This window comes from Winogradskyella flava (assembly GCF_014243395.1).
GTDB classification, from domain to species: Bacteria; Bacteroidota; Bacteroidia; order Flavobacteriales; family Flavobacteriaceae; genus Winogradskyella; species Winogradskyella flava.
In genome coordinates, this window is record NZ_JACLCP010000001.1 from 449,532 (window position 1) to 469,264 (window position 19,733).

At 31.5% G+C, this 19,733-nt stretch carries 19 protein-coding genes; 6 read left to right on the forward strand and 13 right to left on the reverse strand.

The window, feature by feature from the left end; genetic code table 11:
• Window positions 1–63: 63 nt before the first annotated feature.
• On the forward strand, window positions 64–723 hold the full coding sequence (gene upp, locus H7F21_RS01960) for a uracil phosphoribosyltransferase (RefSeq protein ID WP_185787551.1): 660 nt from the start codon (window positions 64–66) through the stop codon (window positions 721–723).
• Here upp and H7F21_RS01965 read toward each other — a convergent pair.
• Window positions 712–1,629: a DUF6427 family protein gene (locus H7F21_RS01965; RefSeq protein WP_185787552.1), complete on the reverse strand. Its 918-nt coding sequence runs from the start codon at window positions 1,627–1,629 to the stop codon at window positions 712–714. The two genes, upp and H7F21_RS01965, sit on opposite strands and share 12 nt — an antisense overlap.
• Window positions 1,630–1,669: 40 nt before the next feature.
• On the opposite strand from H7F21_RS01965, the gene H7F21_RS01970 reads away from it, so the two are divergent.
• Window positions 1,670–1,897, forward strand: coding sequence for a DUF6341 family protein (locus tag H7F21_RS01970; protein WP_185787553.1), 228 nt, complete (start codon window positions 1,670–1,672; stop codon window positions 1,895–1,897).
• Window positions 1,898–1,900: 3 nt separating this feature from the next.
• Here H7F21_RS01970 and purD read toward each other — a convergent pair whose 3' ends face one another.
• The gene (gene purD, locus H7F21_RS01975) at window positions 1,901–3,172 is read right to left on the reverse strand and encodes a phosphoribosylamine--glycine ligase (protein ID WP_185787554.1); all 1,272 of its coding nucleotides are present in this window, start codon (window positions 3,170–3,172) and stop codon (window positions 1,901–1,903) included.
• Window positions 3,173–3,258: 86 nt separating this feature from the next.
• Between purD and H7F21_RS01980 the strand changes: the two genes are divergently transcribed.
• Window positions 3,259–4,566: a phenylacetate--CoA ligase family protein gene (locus H7F21_RS01980; protein ID WP_185787555.1), complete on the forward strand. Its 1,308-nt coding sequence runs from the start codon at window positions 3,259–3,261 to the stop codon at window positions 4,564–4,566.
• Here the strand turns inward: H7F21_RS01980 and H7F21_RS01985 are convergent.
• Together H7F21_RS01985 and H7F21_RS01990 are read right to left on the reverse strand one after the other, a co-directional pair.
• Entirely contained in the window at window positions 4,556–5,329 is a 774-nt protein-coding gene (locus H7F21_RS01985; protein ID WP_185787556.1) for a glycosyltransferase family 2 protein, read from the reverse strand. The genes H7F21_RS01980 and H7F21_RS01985 overlap by 11 nt on opposite strands.
• Window positions 5,330–5,334: 5 nt before the next feature.
• Complete coding sequence (locus tag H7F21_RS01990) at window positions 5,335–6,711, reverse strand: undecaprenyl-phosphate glucose phosphotransferase (RefSeq protein ID WP_185787557.1); 1,377 nt, start codon at window positions 6,709–6,711, stop codon at window positions 5,335–5,337.
• Window positions 6,712–6,920: 209 nt separating this feature from the next.
• Between H7F21_RS01990 and H7F21_RS17460 the strand changes: the two genes are divergently transcribed.
• From H7F21_RS17460 to H7F21_RS02005, 3 genes are read left to right on the forward strand one after another with little or no spacing between them, the layout of a single operon-like run.
• Complete coding sequence (locus H7F21_RS17460; protein ID WP_185787558.1) at window positions 6,921–7,637, forward strand: acyltransferase; 717 nt, start codon at window positions 6,921–6,923, stop codon at window positions 7,635–7,637.
• Window positions 7,634–8,713, forward strand: a complete 1,080-nt coding sequence (locus tag H7F21_RS02000) for a radical SAM protein (protein ID WP_185787559.1) — start codon at window positions 7,634–7,636, stop codon at window positions 8,711–8,713. The genes H7F21_RS17460 and H7F21_RS02000 overlap by 4 nt, the downstream gene beginning before the upstream one ends.
• Before the next feature lie 49 nt (window positions 8,714–8,762).
• The gene (locus H7F21_RS02005) at window positions 8,763–9,857 is read left to right on the forward strand and encodes a glycosyltransferase family 4 protein (RefSeq protein WP_185787560.1); all 1,095 of its coding nucleotides are present in this window, start codon (window positions 8,763–8,765) and stop codon (window positions 9,855–9,857) included.
• Here H7F21_RS02005 and H7F21_RS02010 read toward each other — a convergent pair.
• The 9 genes from H7F21_RS02010 to asnB form a co-directional block, all read right to left on the reverse strand.
• A complete protein-coding gene (locus H7F21_RS02010) occupies window positions 9,854–10,093 on the reverse strand; it encodes a hypothetical protein (protein WP_185787561.1) in 240 nt (79 codons plus the stop codon). The two genes, H7F21_RS02005 and H7F21_RS02010, sit on opposite strands and share 4 nt — an antisense overlap.
• Before the next feature lie 3 nt (window positions 10,094–10,096).
• Window positions 10,097–11,053: an acetylxylan esterase gene (locus H7F21_RS02015; protein ID WP_185787562.1), complete on the reverse strand. Its 957-nt coding sequence runs from the start codon at window positions 11,051–11,053 to the stop codon at window positions 10,097–10,099.
• Window positions 11,054–12,226 (reverse strand): O-antigen ligase family protein, encoded by a 1,173-nt coding sequence (locus tag H7F21_RS17545; RefSeq protein WP_185787563.1) that lies wholly within the window; start codon window positions 12,224–12,226, stop codon window positions 11,054–11,056. It abuts the gene before it with no gap.
• Window positions 12,226–13,431, reverse strand: coding sequence for a glycosyltransferase (locus H7F21_RS17550; protein WP_185787564.1), 1,206 nt, complete (start codon window positions 13,429–13,431; stop codon window positions 12,226–12,228). The genes H7F21_RS17545 and H7F21_RS17550 overlap by 1 nt, the downstream gene beginning before the upstream one ends.
• Window positions 13,409–14,689 carry a hypothetical protein gene (locus tag H7F21_RS02030; protein WP_185787565.1) on the reverse strand — a complete coding sequence of 427 codons (1,281 nt, stop codon included), beginning with the start codon at window positions 14,687–14,689 and terminating at the stop codon, window positions 13,409–13,411. Before H7F21_RS02030 ends, H7F21_RS17550 begins: the two co-directional genes overlap by 23 nt.
• Window positions 14,690–14,712: 23 nt before the next feature.
• Window positions 14,713–15,963, reverse strand: coding sequence for an oligosaccharide flippase family protein (locus H7F21_RS02035; RefSeq protein ID WP_185787566.1), 1,251 nt, complete (start codon window positions 15,961–15,963; stop codon window positions 14,713–14,715).
• A gap of 63 nt (window positions 15,964–16,026) precedes the next feature.
• Window positions 16,027–17,190: a CDP-glycerol glycerophosphotransferase family protein gene (locus H7F21_RS02040; RefSeq protein WP_185787567.1), complete on the reverse strand. Its 1,164-nt coding sequence runs from the start codon at window positions 17,188–17,190 to the stop codon at window positions 16,027–16,029.
• 9 nt (window positions 17,191–17,199) lie between these two features.
• Entirely contained in the window at window positions 17,200–17,637 is a 438-nt protein-coding gene (locus tag H7F21_RS02045; RefSeq protein WP_185787568.1) for an FAD synthase family protein, read from the reverse strand.
• A 21-nt stretch (window positions 17,638–17,658) separates the two neighbouring features.
• Window positions 17,659–19,473, reverse strand: a complete 1,815-nt coding sequence (gene asnB / locus H7F21_RS02050) for an asparagine synthase (glutamine-hydrolyzing) (protein WP_185787569.1) — start codon at window positions 19,471–19,473, stop codon at window positions 17,659–17,661.
• Window positions 19,474–19,733 lie beyond the last annotated feature (260 nt).

Consider the following 19,733-nt stretch of genomic DNA (forward strand, 5'->3'; position numbering starts at 1 on the left):
GAATTTTGAATATGCAAATATAGTTTGAATTATTAACTTAGCCATTCACCAAACCACGGTCTTATGCATATTCATAACCTTTCTGAAACACCATCTATCCTAAACACTTTTATTTCTGAAATTAGAGACAAAACGATTCAGAAAGATAGCATGCGATTTCGCCGAAATATAGAACGCATCGGTGAAATATTAGGTTACGAATTGAGCAAATCCTTAAACTTTGAGGCCCATAAGACCGAAACACCTCTGGGTACCTCTGAAACTGTATTACACAAAAATGACATCGTTTTATGCTCCATCTTAAGGGCTGGAGTTCCACTTCATAATGGTCTACTTAACTATTTTGATGCCGCGGAAAATGCTTTTATTTCGGCTTATAGACAACACAAACATCATCCTGAAAGTTTTGAAATTATAGTAGAATATTTGGCATGCCCTAGTTTAGAGAACAAAACCTTGATTCTAGCAGACCCTATGTTGGCTACAGGACAATCCATGGTAGCAACTTTTGAAGCCTTGAAACCATTTGGAACACCTAAAGAGGTTCATTTAATAAGCGTTATTGGCGCTCAAAAGGGTGTTGACTATGTCGCAAAAGAATTTAATTCAAGTACACACCTTTGGATTGCGGCTATTGATAAAACTATAAATGACAAAGGCTATATAATTCCTGGACTTGGAGATGCTGGTGATTTGGCCTTTGGTAATAAATTACAACAGTAGACCAATTATTGGTGTAACAAGCAATAGTACTACGAATATTTCCCTAAACCAGCGTTCTGAAATAACTTCAATATAATTTGCCATTATTATTGAATATGGAGCAAAAATAAAGATGAATTCGCTTCCATTTTTTGAAGGTGCAATTATGGCCACCAAAATAGAAATTATTGAGGCCCAAGCTACCAGAAAATAAGAGGGCCTAAGTTTTTTATTTTTATCTGGGAGCATTCTAAAAAAATAGATTAAAATCCATATAAAAGATGTGAATAGCACCGTAAACTTCAAGATATTGGCTTTACTATTATAAGATGTAAAATCTAAACTAGCATAGCGATCAAAGTTAGAAGGTTTTATATACTCATCATAAGCCACGATATTAAAAGTAATTAATAAGATTATTACAGTAGCCACACCAACAAAAGGAATAATGGTGTTTTTTATGTCATTTTGCGAATGGTAAATAAGTGCGACAATTACGAGCGCAAAAAATAGAATGGCCCAAAAATAAAAAAGTGTAGCCAACATAATCCAAAAGCCAGCATCAAATAATTTTTTTTTGATTTGATGATTGGTGTGTAGGCTTATTAAACGCCTCAATGCAAAAAACACAAATAAACTAGCGAGCAATAAATCTAAAAACCCAAGTGCTTTTGGGAACATACCAAACAAGAGTCCAAGGGTCATTATTGCATAGCTATTCTTTTGGGTAAGGTCATTTTTTGTAATTATAAAGTCTAAGAGGAATATCGAAAAGATTGCAATACCAAGTTTAACTATGCCTTTCAGGATTTCATTTGCACTGTTAAACAGTAAATTGAAATTAACGATCACAAAAAGTAAAACGATAAAAACGACTACAATAATGAAATTTATTGGTCTTGATTTACTAAAAATGCTTGTAATCATTAACTCTTTTTGTATTTTTGCTCTGTAAATTTATAAAGTTATGAAGGATTTCTTTTACGGAATACAAGATTTATTTGTTGATGTATTATTTGCGCCGTTTGATGCCTTACGTGCATTAGAGTTGGAAAGTTGGTTTTCCGCAAATTTTATGTCTTGGATTTTTATGGCTATCGGTCTAGTGGCGTTTGTATATTGGATGATGCAACTAGCAAAATATAATTCCAATAATGAGGAAGATAAAAGCGTCACCGCTCATTCTTACTTATAAGTCTTAGAGATCAAAACCAATATCTTTTCGATAATACATCTTATCAAAACATAGATTTTCTATACTTTGATAGGATTTTTTTATGGCTTCTTGGTAAGTATTGCCATATGATGTTACCGCCATAACACGCCCTCCAGAAGTTACTACTTTATCATCTTGGTAGTTTGCACCTGCATGAAAAACTATAGAGTCCTTTATTGTACCTAAACCCATTATCTCCTTGCCCTTTTCATAAGCCTCAGGATATCCTCCTGAGACCAGCATAATGGTCGTAGCTGCGCGTTCGTCAATTTCTATAGTAACTTCAGCCAATGTTTGATTGGCCATAGCCTGAAAAATTTCAACCAAATCTGTTTTTAACCGTGGTAGCACTACTTCAGTTTCTGGGTCACCCATCCTTACATTATATTCAATAACCTTTGGTTCGTCTCCGACTTTAATCAAGCCAATAAAAACAAAACCCACATAAGGCAAGTTGTCTTTTTTTAACCCTTCGACCGTAGGCTTAACAATTGTATTTTCAATTTTGTCTAAAAAATCCTTAGTGGCAAATGGCACTGGTGAAACAGCTCCCATTCCGCCTGTATTTAAACCTGTATCTCCCTCGCCAATGCGTTTATAATCTTTTGCAGTTGGAAGAATTTTGTAGTGTTTACCGTCAGTTAGGACAAAGCAACTTAGTTCTATACCATCCAAGAACTCTTCTATAACTACTTTGGTACTTGCATTGCCAAATTTGGCATCAACCAACATGCTTTTTAGTTCAGACTGAGCATCTTCTAGGCTACTAAGAATTAAAACACCCTTGCCCGCAGCTAAGCCATCTGCCTTTAAAACATATGGTGGGTTCAGGGTTTCCAAAAACTTACAACCTTCTTCAACTGTATCTTTAGTAAAGCTTTCGTAAGCTGCTGTTGGGATATTGTGGCGCACCATAAATCTCTTAGCAAACTCCTTACTTCCTTCTAGTTCAGCCGCTGCCTTTTGAGGGCCAATTACAGCTACGTTTTTTAAATCAATATCTTGTAAAAAGAAGTCGTGAATACCATTTACTAATGGATCCTCTGGACCAACAACAACGAGTTCTACACCATTTTCTATGACGGCTTCTTTAATGGCTTCAAAATCCGTTACCGAAATATCTAAATTTGTAGCTATGCTCTTAGTTCCAGAATTTCCAGGAGCCACATAAAGGTTGTCACAATGATTGCTTTGAGCTATTTTCCATGCAAATGTATGCTCTCTTCCTCCCGAACCAAGTACTAAAATATTCATGACTAAATGTTGTTTGGGCAAAAATAATTGGTTTTAAGCTGAAAAAACAATTATTTTACGGAAACCTTAAAAGCTAAAAAAACAGCTTGCGATTATTTGATTTTTCTTTAAAATTTAACGGCTTTGATATAGACAATGCTCGAAAAACTCTGTCTAAAATTCAAGCGCTAAACGACTTTGAGTTTAATGATTATGTTGAAAAAAAGCAAGAAGAAATCATCTCGTATCATTTACAAAACAATCCTTTCTATAAATCATTTGGAAAAGGCATTGCTATTGATCGCTGGGATTCAGTTCCAGTAATGACCAAAAGACATTTACAGCGACCTCTACAACAAAGGCTAAGTCTTGGGTATGGTTTAAAAGATATCTACGTCAATAAAACTTCTGGGAGTTCTGGAGACCCATTTATTTTTGCTAAAGACAAATGGTGTCACGCCATGACTTGGGCCGAAATTATGGATAGATTTTCATGGTACGGTATTGATTTCAATAGCTCTAAGCAGGCTCGATTTTACGGCATCCCACTTGATAAAAAAGGCTATTATAAAGAACGAGTTAAAGATTGGTTTGGTAATCGCTTTCGGTTTTCGGTTTTCGATTTAAGTGACGAGGCATTTGACAAAGCTTTAAAAAATTTCAAAGCTTCAAAATTTAAATACATAAATGGTTATACCAGCCCCATAGTTCAGTTTGCAAAATATTTGAAGCGAAAAAATGTCATCCTAAATACCATCTGCTGTAGTTTAAGGGTGTGTATTGTTACCTCCGAAATGCTATTTGAAGACGATAAAAAACTTATGGAAACACAATTTGGTGTACCTGTAGTTAATGAATATGGCGCCTCGGAACTAGATCTTATTGCCTTTGAAAACCTGACAGGTGAATGGCAAGTAAATAGTGAAACACTTTATGTTGAAGTTTTGGACCAAAATGACAATGCTTTGCCTAATGGTGAAGAGGGTAGAATCGTGATCACCTCATTATACAACAAAGCCCATCCATTTATTAGATATGATATAGGAGATATTGGCACCTTAAGTGATAAAGGCTCCATAAGAAAACCCATACTTGAAAAGTTGACTGGCAGAACAAACGATATCGCAGTATTACCAAGCGGTAAAAAAGCGGCCGGATTGACATTTTATTATATTACTAAAAGTGTTATTGAAGACGACGGTAATGTTTCTGAGTTTGTAATAGAGCAAGTGGCTTTGGATAAATTCATGATCAGGTATATTAGTCTAAACGAGCTCTCTGGTGATATGAAGAAAACCATTGCTATTGAAATGGAGCGTTATCTGGAACCTGGTATTAATGTCTACTTTGAACGTGTCTCTAAACTTGAGCGCACTAAGGCAGGAAAATTAAAACAATTCGTTTCTAATCTGTAGGTTTTATCAAGCGTTGTTTTACGAATATGTGTTCATTCAAAAATACCATTAGATAGAACAATGATTTAATATAAGAAAACTCAAGTCCTTTTCTATAAATGTTGAAATTATGCTTAATCAGACTTATTTTATTTGATGATAAAGAGCCTTGACTTATTCTATAATACGCTAGTGATTCCGAAATGCCTATAGCAGGTTTCTCACTCCTTTTAAGGGCCTCTAACCACAACAACCAATCTTGCCTTTTCTTTAAATCTTTTGTGTAAATTTTGCCTAAGGAAGAGCAATTATACATTCCTGTTAAGTTTCCAATATAATTAGCCTTAAGCAATTTATTATAGGATAACGACTTTAGGGCATTTACTTTTTTTTTCAAAGATTCTCCGCCTGAGTCAATGAGTTCATAGCTTCCAAATACAACATCTGAATTACCAAAACTTAAAATATTGGTTTGCAATTCCAATTTATTTTCTTTCCAAAGATCATCAGCATCTAAGAAAGCAATATAATCTCCCATTGCCATTTTAGTACCTAGATTTCTTGCTTCTGCAGCCCCTTTATTTTTTCGTTGTTTGTAAAGTTTAATCTTAGAGTTATCAGTTGTGATGGAGGTGAGTTTTTCTATCGTATTGTCAGAAGATGCGTCGTCAACCAAAATTAATTCCCAATTCTCGTAAGTCTGATTTAATACGCTGTTAATGGTTTTATCAATGACATCTGCATTATTAAACATTGGCGTAATTATGGAAACTAGAGGTCTCATATGCTTTAGTAGGCTTTATCCTCACCTTTTATTGCATTAAGAAATGTTTGTACTACGATCTTCATATCTAATAATAGAGACCAGTTCTCAATATAAAAAATATCAAATTTCACTCTACCAATAATATCCTTGTCTGACTCTACTTCCCCTCTAAACCCGCTTACTTGAGCCAAACCCGTAATTCCAGGCTTAACAAAATGTCTTACCATAAACTTGTCAATCTTTTTTGCATACATATGTGTATGGCTTACCATATGAGGTCTTGGTCCGACCACAGACATATCTCCAAAAAGTACATTGAAAAACTGAGGTAACTCGTCAATACTCGTTTTTCTCAAAAATTTACCGACTCTAGTGATTCTACTATCATCCCTAGTTACTTGATATAGGTGTGCTTCTTCATTCGGCATCATAGATCTAAACTTGTAGCAGTCAAACTCTTTATAATTAAAACCATTTCTTGACTGTTTGAAAAAAACCGGACCTTTGGATTCCAACTTAATTAAAATGGCTATAATAGGGGTTAGCCATGACAAAATAAATACTATAACTAGGCTTGAAAATAAGATGTCAAAACCACGTTTTATAAATGTATTTACTGAATCTTCAAGGGGTATTGTTCTTAATGTTAAGATCGGAATGTAATCATAATATTCATATTGAAGTCTTTTAGAATAAATCTCCTTACTATCGGGAATAAACTTTAAAATTTTAAGATTGTTATCCGCAAAATCTACAATATCGGCTATTTGTGAATTTGAGAGCTCTGAAATAGAACAGTAGATTTCATCTATTCTTTCATTTAAAATAAAATCAAAACATTGACTTAACGACGATTCATGATTTTTAAAATTGTATGTTTTTTTATGTAAATAGCCATACTCCGGATTGCTATTGAAAAAATCCTCAAGAGCCACTGTCTTTTCATTTAGACCAAGAATAACTGTGTATCTATAATTTCCTCCAAATGAAGCTCTGTATTTTTGTAATAAATAATAAATCGCAAACTTAAAAACAGAAATTAGAAAAAAACAAAATAATGTGTACTTAACAATAGGTCTTGGATATACATCCAATTCATGATAAAGTCCTGAAAAAGCGAAAGTGTAAAGTAAAAATAAAATTGACTGTTTTACCACTAACGAAAAAATATCGACAGGTCTAGTATAACGATATACCTCATAGAATTTGGAATATACCGATAGAAGTAACCAGCCTAATGAAATGAATGCTGAAAAAATTAGTATTGCATTACCATTTATAAGTGAAGCCTTATCCTCCAGCAGATAAAAGTATGCCACACAATTAATAATGCTTAAGTCAATCGCATAGGAAATTGGTCTTAAATAGCCTGAATATCCTCTTTGACCAAGCCTACTCATTTATCCTTAATTGTCATACAGTTAATTTATTTTTTATTTGATTAAAAATTGATGATGCGTTTGTGTCCAAGTGCCTTAAAAACTATAAGTCTGTCAAACAAAAATAGAAAAACCTTTTAAGATACCTCGTCAAATATCACTCATGTTGCAATGTGTTTTAATTTATAAAGCCTAAATTTGTATTTAAAACAGCTAGAGAGAGTCATTTCATGAAAACATACAAGGTTATTGAATTTTTCTTGTCACGAGTTAAAAAAGAAAAACATACGCTGTCTTATCCCTTTTCCTTGAGAGAATTTATCTCTATAATGACGTCTAAAGCATTTTCCGCCATAAGAGGCACTTTGTTTGTAAAACCGTTTTTGAAACATTCTAATGGTATTATTTTTGCTGAATCTGGTGCTAAAGTGAAATTTGGACATAAGGTTAAAGTCGGAAGTGGGTTGAACTTAATGAAAAATTCTGCTATAAATGCATTAAGCTATAGTGGTGTTGAAATAGGCAATAATTTCACTCTAGGAAAATATGCTATGATTGAGTGTACTGGCGTGCTAAGAAATGTGGGGAACTCTCTTAAAATTGGAGATAACGTTGGTATAAATCACTTTTGTTTTATAGGAGTGCGGGGTGATATAGAAATTGGCAATAATGTTATATTTGGACCTAGGGTAAATGTATTTTCTGAAAACCATAATTATCACGATATTGCAGTTCCGATCAAAAACCAAGGTGTCACCAAGGGAAAGACTGTAATTGGAAATGATGTCTGGATTGGTGCCAATGTTTCGATCATGTCGGATGTAACCATAGGAGATGGGTGTATCATCGCGGCTGGCGCTGTTGTTACCAAGGATATTCCGGCTTACTCGGTTATTGGTGGTGTTCCAGCTAAAGTTTTAAAAAATAGAAAAGAAGAAGAATTATGACTAAAGTAAAAATGCCTACGGATGTTTCTATTATCACAACATATCGTTGTAATATGGAGTGTAAAATGTGTGATATCTGGAGAAACCCGACTAATAAGAAGTATGAATTAACGGCGGAGGATTTAGAAAAGTTACCGAATTTTAAATTCACTAATATTACGGGTGGTGAACCTTTTATGCGCAGGGATATTGAAGATATTATTGATGTTATGTATAAAAAGAGTGATAGAGTTGTAATCTCTACGGCAGGGTGGCATACCAATAAAATTCTTAAAATGGCCGAACGTTTTCCAAAGATTGGTGTTCGTGTGAGTTTAGAAGGAATGGAGGAGATCAACAATGATTTAAGAGGGCGCGATACAGGTTTTCAAAGAGGATTAAAAACCTTAATGGGCTTAAAAGAAATGGGAATAAAAGATATTGGCTTTGGTATGACTGTGTCTAATAAAAATTCTCATGATCTTATAAATTTATACGAACTGAGTAAGCAAATTGATATGGAATTTGCTACTGCTACTTTTCATAATTCATTTTACTTTCATAAAGATGATAATGAGGTGACCAATAAAGATGAAGTAATTAACAACTTTGAGAAATTAATTGACATGCTCCTCAAAGACAACAACCCAAAAAGTTGGTACCGTGCTTATTTTAATTTGGGGCTCATTAATTATATCAAGGGCCAAAAACGAATGCTCCCATGCGAGGCTGGTACAGTGAACTTCTTTATAGAACCTTACGGTGATGTTTATCCATGTAATGGGTTAGAGAAAAAATACTGGAAAGAATCTATGGGCAATATTCGAGATTATGATTCTTTCGAAGATCTTTGGTATAGTGAGCAAGCTGATAAAGTGAGGGGATTAGTTAGAACTTGTCCTAAAAATTGTTGGATGGTGGGTACGGCTGCTCCTGTTATGAAAAAGTATATTAAGCACCCAACGAAATGGGTTGTGAAAAATAAGATTAAAAGTATTATTGGTAAACCTGTTTGTAAAGATCATATCCCTTATGCAGATGTCGGTCAAGATCCTTTACAGGGGGATTTAAGAGAGGTAGATGTCAACACTCTTTAATGTTAATTAAAAAAGGATTACCGGAGACCGCTAATCGTATTTTCAATAAATGAAGATAATTGTCTTGGGCACAAGAGGTATTCCTAATGTTTTAGGTGGTGTAGAGACCCATTGTGAGCAACTGTATCCTAGAATAGCTGCCCAAGGCCATAATATTACTGTTATTACTAGAACTCCCTATGTTGTAGATAAAACTAAAAAGCATCATAGCGGTGTAAACCTTAAGCATATTTATGCACCTAAGCATAAATCTTTAGAGGCCGTCGTACACACTTTTCTGGGTGTACTTTATGCAGCTTACAAAAGACCTGATATCCTTCATATACATGCCGTCGGCCCAATGCTTTTAACGCCCTTAGCGAAGCTGTTTGGGCTAAAAGTAGTGATCACTAATCATGGACCAGACTATGACCGCCAAAAATGGGGGAAATCTGCAAAGATTCTTCTTAAAACAGGTGAACGTTTTGGTACAATATTTGCCAACAAAGTCATTGTTATTTCTAACGTTATAAACTCAATTCTTAAAAAGAAATACAATAGAAAAGATGCTGTCTTAATCTACAATGGTGTTATTATTCCTAAACCAACGGCTGACATTGATTATATAAAATCTATAGGTGTAAAAAAGGATAATTATCTCATCGCAGTAGGTCGGTTTGTAGAAGAAAAGGGGTTCTCTGATTTAATAAAAGCCTACAAAGCCATTAACGTGCCTTATAAATTAGTTTTAGTAGGTAATGCAGACCATGAAACCACTTACAGCAAACGTTTAAAAAATGAAGCTATTGATGCTGGAGTAATTTTAACCGGGTTCATAAAGGGTGAAGCTTTACATCAAATTTTCTCACATGCAAAGTTATTTATAATGCCATCATACCATGAAGGATTACCTATTGCCCTATTAGAGGCTATGAGTTACAATCTTAATGTATTGGTAAGTGATATTCCTGCCAACTTAGAAATAGCTCTAAATGAAAAGTGTTATTTTGAAGTTGGAAATATTGAATCTATAAAGTCTTCTATCCTAAAGACTCTAGAAACTTTAGAAAAGTCAATTGATTATTCTAAATTAATGAATGATATTTATAATTGGAATAAAATTGCAAAACAAACTATTGAAGTTTATAAAACACTTCAATCTTAAACCTCGAGGAGATCTAGCTGTCCAAGAATAATTATAACTCTATAAATTAAATCTTCGAAATCATCTTCTAAATCTTCGTTTTCTATTTTATCTTGGTTGCGTTTAAGTCTTGCTAATAACTCTAACACGATACTTTCGAATGACGTTACGGCCGTTTTATCGTCCATATTTAAGGCTTCATAGTTTTTTTCTAACTCTTCAACATCTTTTGTAAGTGATTTAATAATATCGCTCATTTTTTATTGGTTTTTAATCAAATTTTCATTTATGAATACCTGTTCCATTTTATTTGCTAAAACTGACTTAGATGAACATCCATGACCAGAACAAGGTGCAATATAAAGGTTTTTATTATTGCTCCTTATGGTTTTAAATAATTTAATAGCTCCTTCTTTAGGCGTAATGGTGTCGATTTCTTGTGTTCTTAAAAAAACTGGTACATCAATTTTATCTGCAAAATTAAGCGCATCAAAATAGGATAGTGTTTCATGTAACTCTTCTAATTTTCGTTCTTTAATTTTGGTTTCATGAATCCAAATTTTCATTGGCCACTTTGTTTTATCGTAATTGAATATGTCTGTTAGAAATGGAAAGTTGGCAATACACATAGTAACATTTGAGTTTAATGCAGATGCAGCAACAGCTAATGCTCCTCCCTGACTCCCACCTGTGACTACAATATTTCCATCTCTGTTTGGTATTGTCTTGGCAAAATCCACAGCTTTAACAGCGTCTAAAAATGCTCCCTTATAAATGTATTTATCTTTATTCTCTAGCCCATTGGTTAGGTAACCTTTAAACTTTATTTGTTTGGTACTTAGACCCTGTCCTCTTATATCAACCTTTATGCTAATTTGGTTTTTTTGATTTAAAAACCATTTGTCAGGAATACTATTTTTGCTTTTGTTACCGCGTCCAAACCCAGAAAATCTTATAAATACTGGATACTTACCAGAATTAAGTGGTTCAGCAACCCATGCATAAATTGTAGTGTTTTCGTAAGATTCAATCGATCTCAAAGTTATTCTCTTTTCACCTATAATTGAGTCTTTTATAATAGATGAGTTTACTTCTTTACCAAGTTCCTTGATTGAAGATTGCCAAAATTCATCAAAATTATCCGGCTTTTGTTTAGGGATATAGCAAGATGAAATACTCACTAAAAATAAACTTAATATTAATAATTTTGTTTTCATCTAGATCCTTTTAAAATTACGACTAATTATTATTGGAATAACAACACTATATAGTTGTACACCATATTGCCTATTAAAAATACACTCAAACAATGAGAATAAAAATACAATTGTAAAAGTTGATAATGCAAAAATATTTTGATTTTTAAGCCGAAATAAATAAAAAATTAGTGCCAGCATAATAACTGCTAAACCGAAAACTCCGTTTGTTAAATAAAATTCCACTAATTGACTGTGCGGATTGTAACCATATGCTCCAACTGTTTTGTTGCCATAATATTCACCAAAATAAACGTCCTTTTTATCTTTATAAAAATCTCCTAGGCCAATACCAAAAGCATACCTTTCTGATTCTTCAACAGCTTCAAAAGCATTAGACCATAGTTTTAGTCTTGGAGAATCATTGTAGCTAAAACTACTGGTAAATTTATTGAAAATGCTTTTATTGTTCATTATAAGTAACGATACTATAACACCAATAATAATTATAGAATATTTAAACTTTTTAGTTGGTAGCTTTGAATAGGAATATATACAAGCAACTAAAAAGTACATAATGTAAACTATACGTGATGTAGTAAAAGAAATGGCAACACTCAATATAATAACAACAAAAATCATGAAATAGATTTTCTTAATGATATTAAACTCAAATAAAGCAAGTATTACTAATAATAAATAAACACCGAAATAAGGATGATGTATTATAGTAATAAAATAAGTGAAATCTGTTTGAAAGAGAATATCTTCATTATAGTATTTTAGAGCATTGTAAAAAGTCACTATCGACGCAATAATAGCGGCCACTAACAATATCTTAAAAGCCTTTTTTAAAGTTGGGCGTTCTATTTTAATGCATAGCAAAATTAAAGGTGCGATTAATATTGGTAATCTTATATTAAGATAACCAAAACCTGCGCTATAAGAAGCAGAGTTTAAAACAGATATTACGGTCAATAGGAAAGGGCTTGCTATGGCTAAATATAGTTTAATATTAAACTCTTTGAAGCCAATTTGCTTTAAGATAAGACCAGTTAAAAAAGTTGCACATGAAATCCCTAAACAAATATTCGATATGGCAACAGAAAAAAATGTAAGCCCTAGATAGAGAAACAAAAAAATTAAAGTTGCTTCGCTATAATTTATTACTTCAAGTTTATTTTTTAAAATCACTAACTTGATGTCATTTTATTATATATTTCTAATATTTTCTCCAAATGTACTTTGGGAGATAAATTATCTTCGTAATATGAGCTTATATTTTTTTTGAGCAGATCTACTGGCTCTTTATTTATTTTGATTAATTCTATTCTGGCTTTATCTATTTTTTCGAAATCCAATAAGTAACCTGTAATATTGTGTTCTATTAAATCTCTGAAGCCACTGTGATTTGATCCTATTACAGGAGTGTTAAGTGCAAATGACTCTATAATGGTCATTGGACAATTTTCAAACCATTTTGAAGGTTGAATCACGTACTTTGCTTTTTTGATAATGCTATAAAGATCATCTCCGTACTTAGGTCCCAAAAAATTTATGTTGGTTTTATTATTAATTCTATTTATAACTATTTTGTCCAAAGGTCCCTTACCAACGATAACTAAATTTAGGTTAATAGTACTGAATAAATCTATAAGCTCTAAAACACCTTTTTCTCCTGAAATTCGTCCATAATATAGATAGTAATCGCTATCATAAATGTTCACCTTTTCATTTGAAACCAGTGTGAAATTAGGGATAACATTAATCTCTTTGCTAATCCTTTTATTAATTAAATTAGCCAAAAACTGGCTTGGGCTTATATAAAAATCTATGTGTTTTTCATAGTAGCCTAAAGAATGATAAAGCATACTCTCTGCAGAGCCTACTAAGCTTTTAAGCACTGATCCATCAAAACACCTGTCTTTTATACAATTAAAAAAAGAACCCTCAATACATTTAGTACAGACTTGATTTCTTTGAAAATTGAAGAGTCTATGATATGGGCACACCATCTGGCTATCATGAATAGTTTGCACTATTGGTATATTCCTTTTTTTTATTTCTGGAAGTACACTTGGGGTTAATTGAAAATTATAATTGTGGATATGCACAATATCTGGCTGATAAATATCTAAAACCTTGGCTATTTTATTTCTATTTTTTTTTGAATAAACAGTACTTATTGTAGAGTTTAATTTACTAATAATTCCTTGATTACTATAATCCACAGAATCTGCTAGCAAAGAAGGAAAATCATCTACTATATTATCATCGTCATACATGCCCCAAAATCGAACATCAATACCTTTTTCTTTTAATGCCGCTGAAAGTTGAAACATGTAGGTTTCTGCGCCTCCTTCAGCTTTTAGGAATTTATTTATTTGTAATATTTTCACGATTTTTTACAGTATTCATTACTAAGGCGAAATAAATAAATATGGCAACAGCTCTTTGCTGTGAAAAAATGGCATCTGACGTACTATCTATAAGCAACATTAATAAGCCTAATAAAACACTTAGGTATAAAAAATAATTTTTATTGTTATGTACATGAGTTTTCACAACATTAAGAAATAAAACAAGATAATTATACATCACAAATAACATACTCATTAAACCAATATATCCAAACTGTCCTAAAATCATCGGCCAATATTGATCTGCTATAAATTTCCAATACGTTCTTTTAATACCATATACGTTACTAATACCATATAAATCGTAAACCCAAGAATAATAGGCCCCGGAATAATATGATGAATAAGTTCCAAACCCTGTACCTAAAGGGAAGTAGTCAGCACCAATAATAAAGCTATAGTATAAAACTACTGCTCTAGACCATGCATCTTCTAGGTTTTCAAATGAAAAATACATTAATATTTTTTCTTTGAAAATAAAAACCATCAAAGTAATCAATATACCTAAGCTCCAGAAAAAAACTGGTTTAGGTGTCCTTATTAGTTTTTTTCCATAAAATAAAAATATCATCGATATAAAAACAAATCCAAAATATTTAACTCTCAGCGATAATGCTCCTATAAATATTATAAGAAATAGTAGACCAATCTTTTTTTTATAATGTTTTGATAATAGCACTAAAAAAATAAAAGAAAATGCAAAAGCATATCTAGAGGTATGGCGAAAAAATAACTCAATAGAATTTAATCCATATCTATTCTCTCTAGGGTAGATTTTAAAAATTAGATCTAATATTACATATAAAATTAGAATATAAAATACAATCTCAGAGTATTTAGATACTTTTTTTAAGGTCTTTTCAGAATCAAATTTTTGACTTAGCAATCTTACTGCAAAATATGCAATAAATGCTTTAGAAAAAGTAATAGAATCCGCAAATATGGCGATGCTGTCAGTACAATAACCCTTATGACAGGAAAAATAGTTAGATGTAAATCCAAGCAATACTACAGAAATTAACAAAAACCCTATTATCATTTCATTTTTAAAAAGAGTAATTCTTTTTTTTACTAGCAACATAAAAATAATTACTATCAATGCTAATATTCCAATGAATTCGTCTAATACACCTATTGATTCTACGAACACATCGTACAAAAACACAAGACAAAGCATAGACAAAAGGATTGCTTGTTCTATTAGATTTGATATTTTAATAGTAATTTTTTCCGTCATTAACTGCAGAAATCTGTTTTACTTTAATCTATACTAAATAATATCTTCTTATTTACAGCGAAAATAGTTCTTATAAATACTAGTACAAACTCAGAAATCACTCTTAGATAAATTAAATTCCAAAATGTTATTTCATCAGCTAGATATAATAATAGGACAATTACAATATAAAACAAAGATGAAATTAATAGAGAGAGATTATATTCTTTAAAATAACCAAAAGCAACTAAGGCGCAACTCCCCAAAACAAATGTAACAGACGTCAAAGGCGTTAAAATACTTAAAAATTGTAGTGCCGGTCCGTAATCTAAAATTTCTTGACCTCCAAATAACAGTAAAAGTGGTGTTGTAAACATATTTATCCCTATCATTAATACAATACCTACTACTAAACCAAGTAAGACAAGTCGTTTGAGCAATTTTTTATCTAAAGTTCGCGAAATAGTAGGAAATACAGCACTTTGTATCATTTCAAAAGGTATTACTGCCAACATTATGATTTTTGAAGCAATGTCAAATCCTGTAACATCATCCATAGTTGAGTATACACCTATAAGAAATATTGTGCCAAAATTAAATACTAACAACATAAACCTTCCTAAGAAAAACATTGATGCGGCTTTAAAGTAGTTTAAGATTGTTTTTTTTTTGACCATTCTAAAATTTATTCCGTAATGCTTCTTTAAAGAATAAACGCCTAAAACACCCATTATGATACTTGAGGCAATTATCAATGATACATAAATATATAAGTCGGTTGAAGATTTCACCAAGCAAATTGTTGTGATAACTATAAAAAGCCTAGAAAAAAAAACAATAATAGTCGCCGTTTTTAATCTTTCCATGCCTTGATAAAACCAAATAGGAAACAATACTTCACCAATTCCAATGAATAACATTAGAAATAGTAATCCAAAATTTTGATTTATCGGTTTGAATATAGAGGTAGCAAATAAAATTAGGAATGATATAAGGAAAAGCGCGGTTTTAATTGTGTAGATAGATGACACTACTTCATCTATAGTCTTTTTATTATTCCTGTTATCAACTATATATTTGGCAGCATATACATTAAATCCGAAGTTAATAAACATTAAAAAAAACTGTAAAATAGAGTCGGCCCAAGTAAACACACCATATATTTCTGTGCCTAAAACACGAATTAAATAAGCAACTAAAACAAATTTAAATCCAATATTAAATACTTTAAGTAAACTTAAGTAGGAAAAGTTTTTTAAAATTATTCGATAGTCTTTATTTTTTAAAATACTCACAAGGTCTGGTTCTCTTTGTTTTAATTAATAAATATGGTTTGTATTTGGTAAGAACAAAAAAGACTATTCATTTAGGATTTTTTCCGCAATAGTTTTCGAAAAATCTTTATCAAATTCATGAAACAATGTCTTCACCTTTTCTCTATGCTCCGTAAAATCGTCTATGTCATTCAGTATGGTTTTGATTAAAAAGTTTTCTAGTTTATCAAGACAAGTTATTATTTCCCCTGGCATATATTTTTTGGGCTCAGAAAAAATAAAGCCTCTTGAGTTTTTAAATTCATCATAGTCTGAAAACACAAAACCTATAGGCTTGTTTAAAAGTAGAAAATCTATATAAATAGAAGAAAAATCGGTCAACAAAACATCAATAGAATTAAATATCGAATGCATTGTAACTCCCTTTCTATCAAAATCTGAATTATCTACAATCTTTATATTAGAATAATTATTAAAATCACTTACTTTCATAACATCCATTGGATGGATTTTTATAAAGCAAAACGATTCTGTCTTTATCAAAATTTCGTTAACTTTAATTAAGCTATCAGAACATAAAAAATCTAAACTAGGATTAATATTTCCATCAATTCCTTTCATACCAGGAATTGTAGATTTCCTGTATGTCGGCATCCATAGAATAGTTTGCTTATAGATTATTTTGTTGTCAAATAATTTATTTATAGAAATGTCACTATCTACCAAAAAATCATTTCTAGTTTGACCTCCGATTAGCACTTTATTTTTATCTACACCAAATGCACCTGAAATGATATCTTGATAAAAAGCTGATGTGACTACATAGTAATCAGATACTGGAACTTTGGTGCCATTTAGAAGACCAATATTTTTAATAGGCATGCCATGCCATAAGTTAGTTTTTTTTTGCCCTGGTATCAATCCTATAAAATCAAATATTCCATGTGTATAAAATATTATGTTAGAAGTCAGATAATGAAACAATCCTAAGGGTGATTTTTTCTTAACTATTTTGTAACTAAGGTTCTGGGTATAATTTGAAACAAGTTTCTCATATTTATTTATCTCAGAGTAATCATCTACCAGCCATATGTTTAAATAATTTGTAAAATTGTTGCTTATATATATGAAAACCGCAAAACTATTATCAGAAAAATCAGGGAAGCTATGATATACTATCTTTTTTTCCTCTTTATTAAACGTTTTTAAAAAGGTTGCTAAAAATGTAATAATTACTTTTTTTATCATTTATATAAATTACTCTCTTAACTTTTTTAATGCATTATTAATAAGAGTAGAAGATGTGCCTTTGGTGTATGGAAAATAAATGATTTTAACTCCAACTTCTTTAAATTTATTATCTAGCTCTTGCCATTTTTCCGTTTCAAACCAGTCATCTCCAACAAACATAACATCGAACTTCAGACGTTCCCACATTTTGAACTTATCCATATCATTTTGGGGGATAACAGCATCTACAAACTTAATATTTCTAACTATTTCCATTCGTTCTTGATGGCCAATAATGGCTTTCTTATTTTTATAGGCCACTAATTCATCAGAAGTGACCCCTACAATTAGTTTATCACATAATCCTTTTGCATTTTTAAGCAAGTTTAAATGTCCAATATGGAATAAATCAAAGACACCTGAAGTATAACCTATTATCGTTTTTTCATCACCTCTTTTGTACATAAATTATTTTTATTGTTAATATTACCATCGCCAATCTTTTTGAAAATAATTTCTTCTAAATAACTCTATATTAATAAACATCCAAAGAATTTGTCCAGCCCTAGATTCTGTTTTGCTTTTTTCAATTAAATCATTGACCATGCCTTCTTTTAACCAACTTGCTTTCGGTAACAACTCAAATGCTAAAGATTCTAAGTTTTTAAACCATTCGGTTAAAGGAACAGGAAATCCGACTTTTTTTCTTTCAATAATTTCCCTAGGCAAATATTTATAAGACAGACCTCTAAGTAAATATTTGGGAATATCTAAGATTTCGCTATACTTATTTGAGTTGCCTTTTCTAGCTTCTTCTTTAGCAGTTGCGCTTGTCCATTTTAGCTTAAGATCATAGGGTATATTTCGGTATGAGAACTCTATAAGTTTATGATCCAAAAAGGGAACTCTTGCTTCGACAGAAGCCTGCATAGTGGTCATATCTACTCTTTGCAATAATCCTTTTACATGATATTTATGAAAAAACTTAAATACATTTTCTTCATTAGACGCTTTATTAAATTCTGCTCTCAATTCATTATCATACTTTTGCCTATAATTTGTTGGCGTGCTAATAAATTGATCTCTCATAGATCTAGGTACATAATCATATTTAGAGATAAAAAAATCATAAAAATCAATTTTCGGCGCTTCATTTTCATAATCAAAAGGAGCTCTATATATTCGGCCGTAGCCCCCCATCAATTCATCTGCTCCCTCACCAGATAAAACAACGGTAATCTTTTCTTTCAATTTACTAGACATTACAGCTAGTGGTATCTCATTCGGAACACCTAATGGAGCATCTTTAAATTTAATTAGCTTTTCCCAATTAGATATATAGTCTTCTTTTTGCATTAAAATTTCATGATGCTCTGTATTATATTTTTGAGCAATTATATTGGAATACTCAAATTCATTAAATTCCTGAAAACCAATAGTATATGTGTTAATCTTTTCTTTTTTATTTAATGCAGTTATTGCAGTTATTAGGCTAGAATCAACCCCTCCGCTTAAATAGGTTCCTAATGGTACATCTGAAATGAGTCTATATTTTATCGCCTTGTTCAATTCTATATCAAACTCCTTTAAAATAGCGTCTTCATTGTATTGATTAGACATATTGAATGCTTTTGGAATATCCCAATAGGTGTTTTTGGTTATATTAAAGTCCTTGTCAATACATAAATAGGTGCCTGGATCTAATTGATAAATCTCTTTAAAAAAAGTAAATGGTGTTCTAACATACCTGTTTGCCAAGTACTCATCGACCGCTTCTTCATTAAACACAGCTTCAACCAAACCACTAGATAAAATAGCTTTTATTTCAGAAGAAAAGATGAGATTTTCTTCATCATTATAATAGAATATTGGCTTAATCCCCAGCCTATCTCTTATAATGTATAATTTTTTAGTTTCAGAGTTATATAAAGCTATCGCAAACATACCATTGGCTTGTTTAATAAACCAATCTATCCCTTTTTCCTTGACAGCCGCAAGAATAACTTCGGTATCAGAATTGGTAGAAAAATTATAATTGAGGTGTTCTTTAATTTCCTCAAAATTATATATCTCACCATTAAAAACAATATGCCAAATATTATCATTACTGTGCATTGGCTGGTTAGATAGTTCTCTTGTATCAAGAATGCTAAGTCTTCTATGACCTAGAACTATATTTTGATCTTTATAAATGCCTGTAGCATCTGGGCCTCTGTGCCTCAAAGATGAATTCATTTTCTGAATTCTCTCAGTTATATTAGTGATTTCGCCTTTAGACCATATTACATTTATTCCACACATAGTACTTATAGCTCCATATATTTCATGTTATAGTGTAGCTTAATCCTTCGTTTTCATTATAATATCAGGATAATTCTATTAACGTTTTTTAGAATACAACAAGGGGTATAATTAAACTTTTTAAATTGACAAGCTAATATTAAGTAATTGAAATCCAATTTATTAATAGGCGAGCTGTTTTTTTCCAAGAAGCTTTTATTCTTGTTTTCTTAATTTTTAAACAAAAAAAGTTTAAAAACACTTGATGCAAAAATCTTTTT

Coding starts and splice junctions, on each gene's coding strand:
- upp (WP_185787551.1), top strand. CDS start 64: ATGCATATTCATAACCTTTCTGAAACACCATCTATCCTAAACACTTTT.
- H7F21_RS02040 (WP_185787567.1), bottom strand. CDS start 17,190: ATGATAAAAAAAGTAATTATTACATTTTTAGCAACCTTTTTAAAAACG.
- asnB (WP_185787569.1), bottom strand. CDS start 19,473: ATGTGTGGAATAAATGTAATATGGTCTAAAGGCGAAATCACTAATATA.
- H7F21_RS17460 (WP_185787558.1), top strand. CDS start 6,921: ATGAAAACATACAAGGTTATTGAATTTTTCTTGTCACGAGTTAAAAAA.
- H7F21_RS01985 (WP_185787556.1), bottom strand. CDS start 5,329: ATGAGACCTCTAGTTTCCATAATTACGCCAATGTTTAATAATGCAGAT.
- H7F21_RS02015 (WP_185787562.1), bottom strand. CDS start 11,053: ATGAAAACAAAATTATTAATATTAAGTTTATTTTTAGTGAGTATTTCA.
- H7F21_RS01990 (WP_185787557.1), bottom strand. CDS start 6,711: ATGAGTAGGCTTGGTCAAAGAGGATATTCAGGCTATTTAAGACCAATT.
- H7F21_RS02010 (WP_185787561.1), bottom strand. CDS start 10,093: ATGAGCGATATTATTAAATCACTTACAAAAGATGTTGAAGAGTTAGAA.
- H7F21_RS01970 (WP_185787553.1), top strand. CDS start 1,670: ATGAAGGATTTCTTTTACGGAATACAAGATTTATTTGTTGATGTATTA.
- H7F21_RS01965 (WP_185787552.1), bottom strand. CDS start 1,629: ATGATTACAAGCATTTTTAGTAAATCAAGACCAATAAATTTCATTATT.
- H7F21_RS02045 (WP_185787568.1), bottom strand. CDS start 17,637: ATGTACAAAAGAGGTGATGAAAAAACGATAATAGGTTATACTTCAGGT.
- H7F21_RS02030 (WP_185787565.1), bottom strand. CDS start 14,689: ATGACGGAAAAAATTACTATTAAAATATCAAATCTAATAGAACAAGCA.
- purD (WP_185787554.1), bottom strand. CDS start 3,172: ATGAATATTTTAGTACTTGGTTCGGGAGGAAGAGAGCATACATTTGCA.
- H7F21_RS02000 (WP_185787559.1), top strand. CDS start 7,634: ATGACTAAAGTAAAAATGCCTACGGATGTTTCTATTATCACAACATAT.
- H7F21_RS02005 (WP_185787560.1), top strand. CDS start 8,763: ATGAAGATAATTGTCTTGGGCACAAGAGGTATTCCTAATGTTTTAGGT.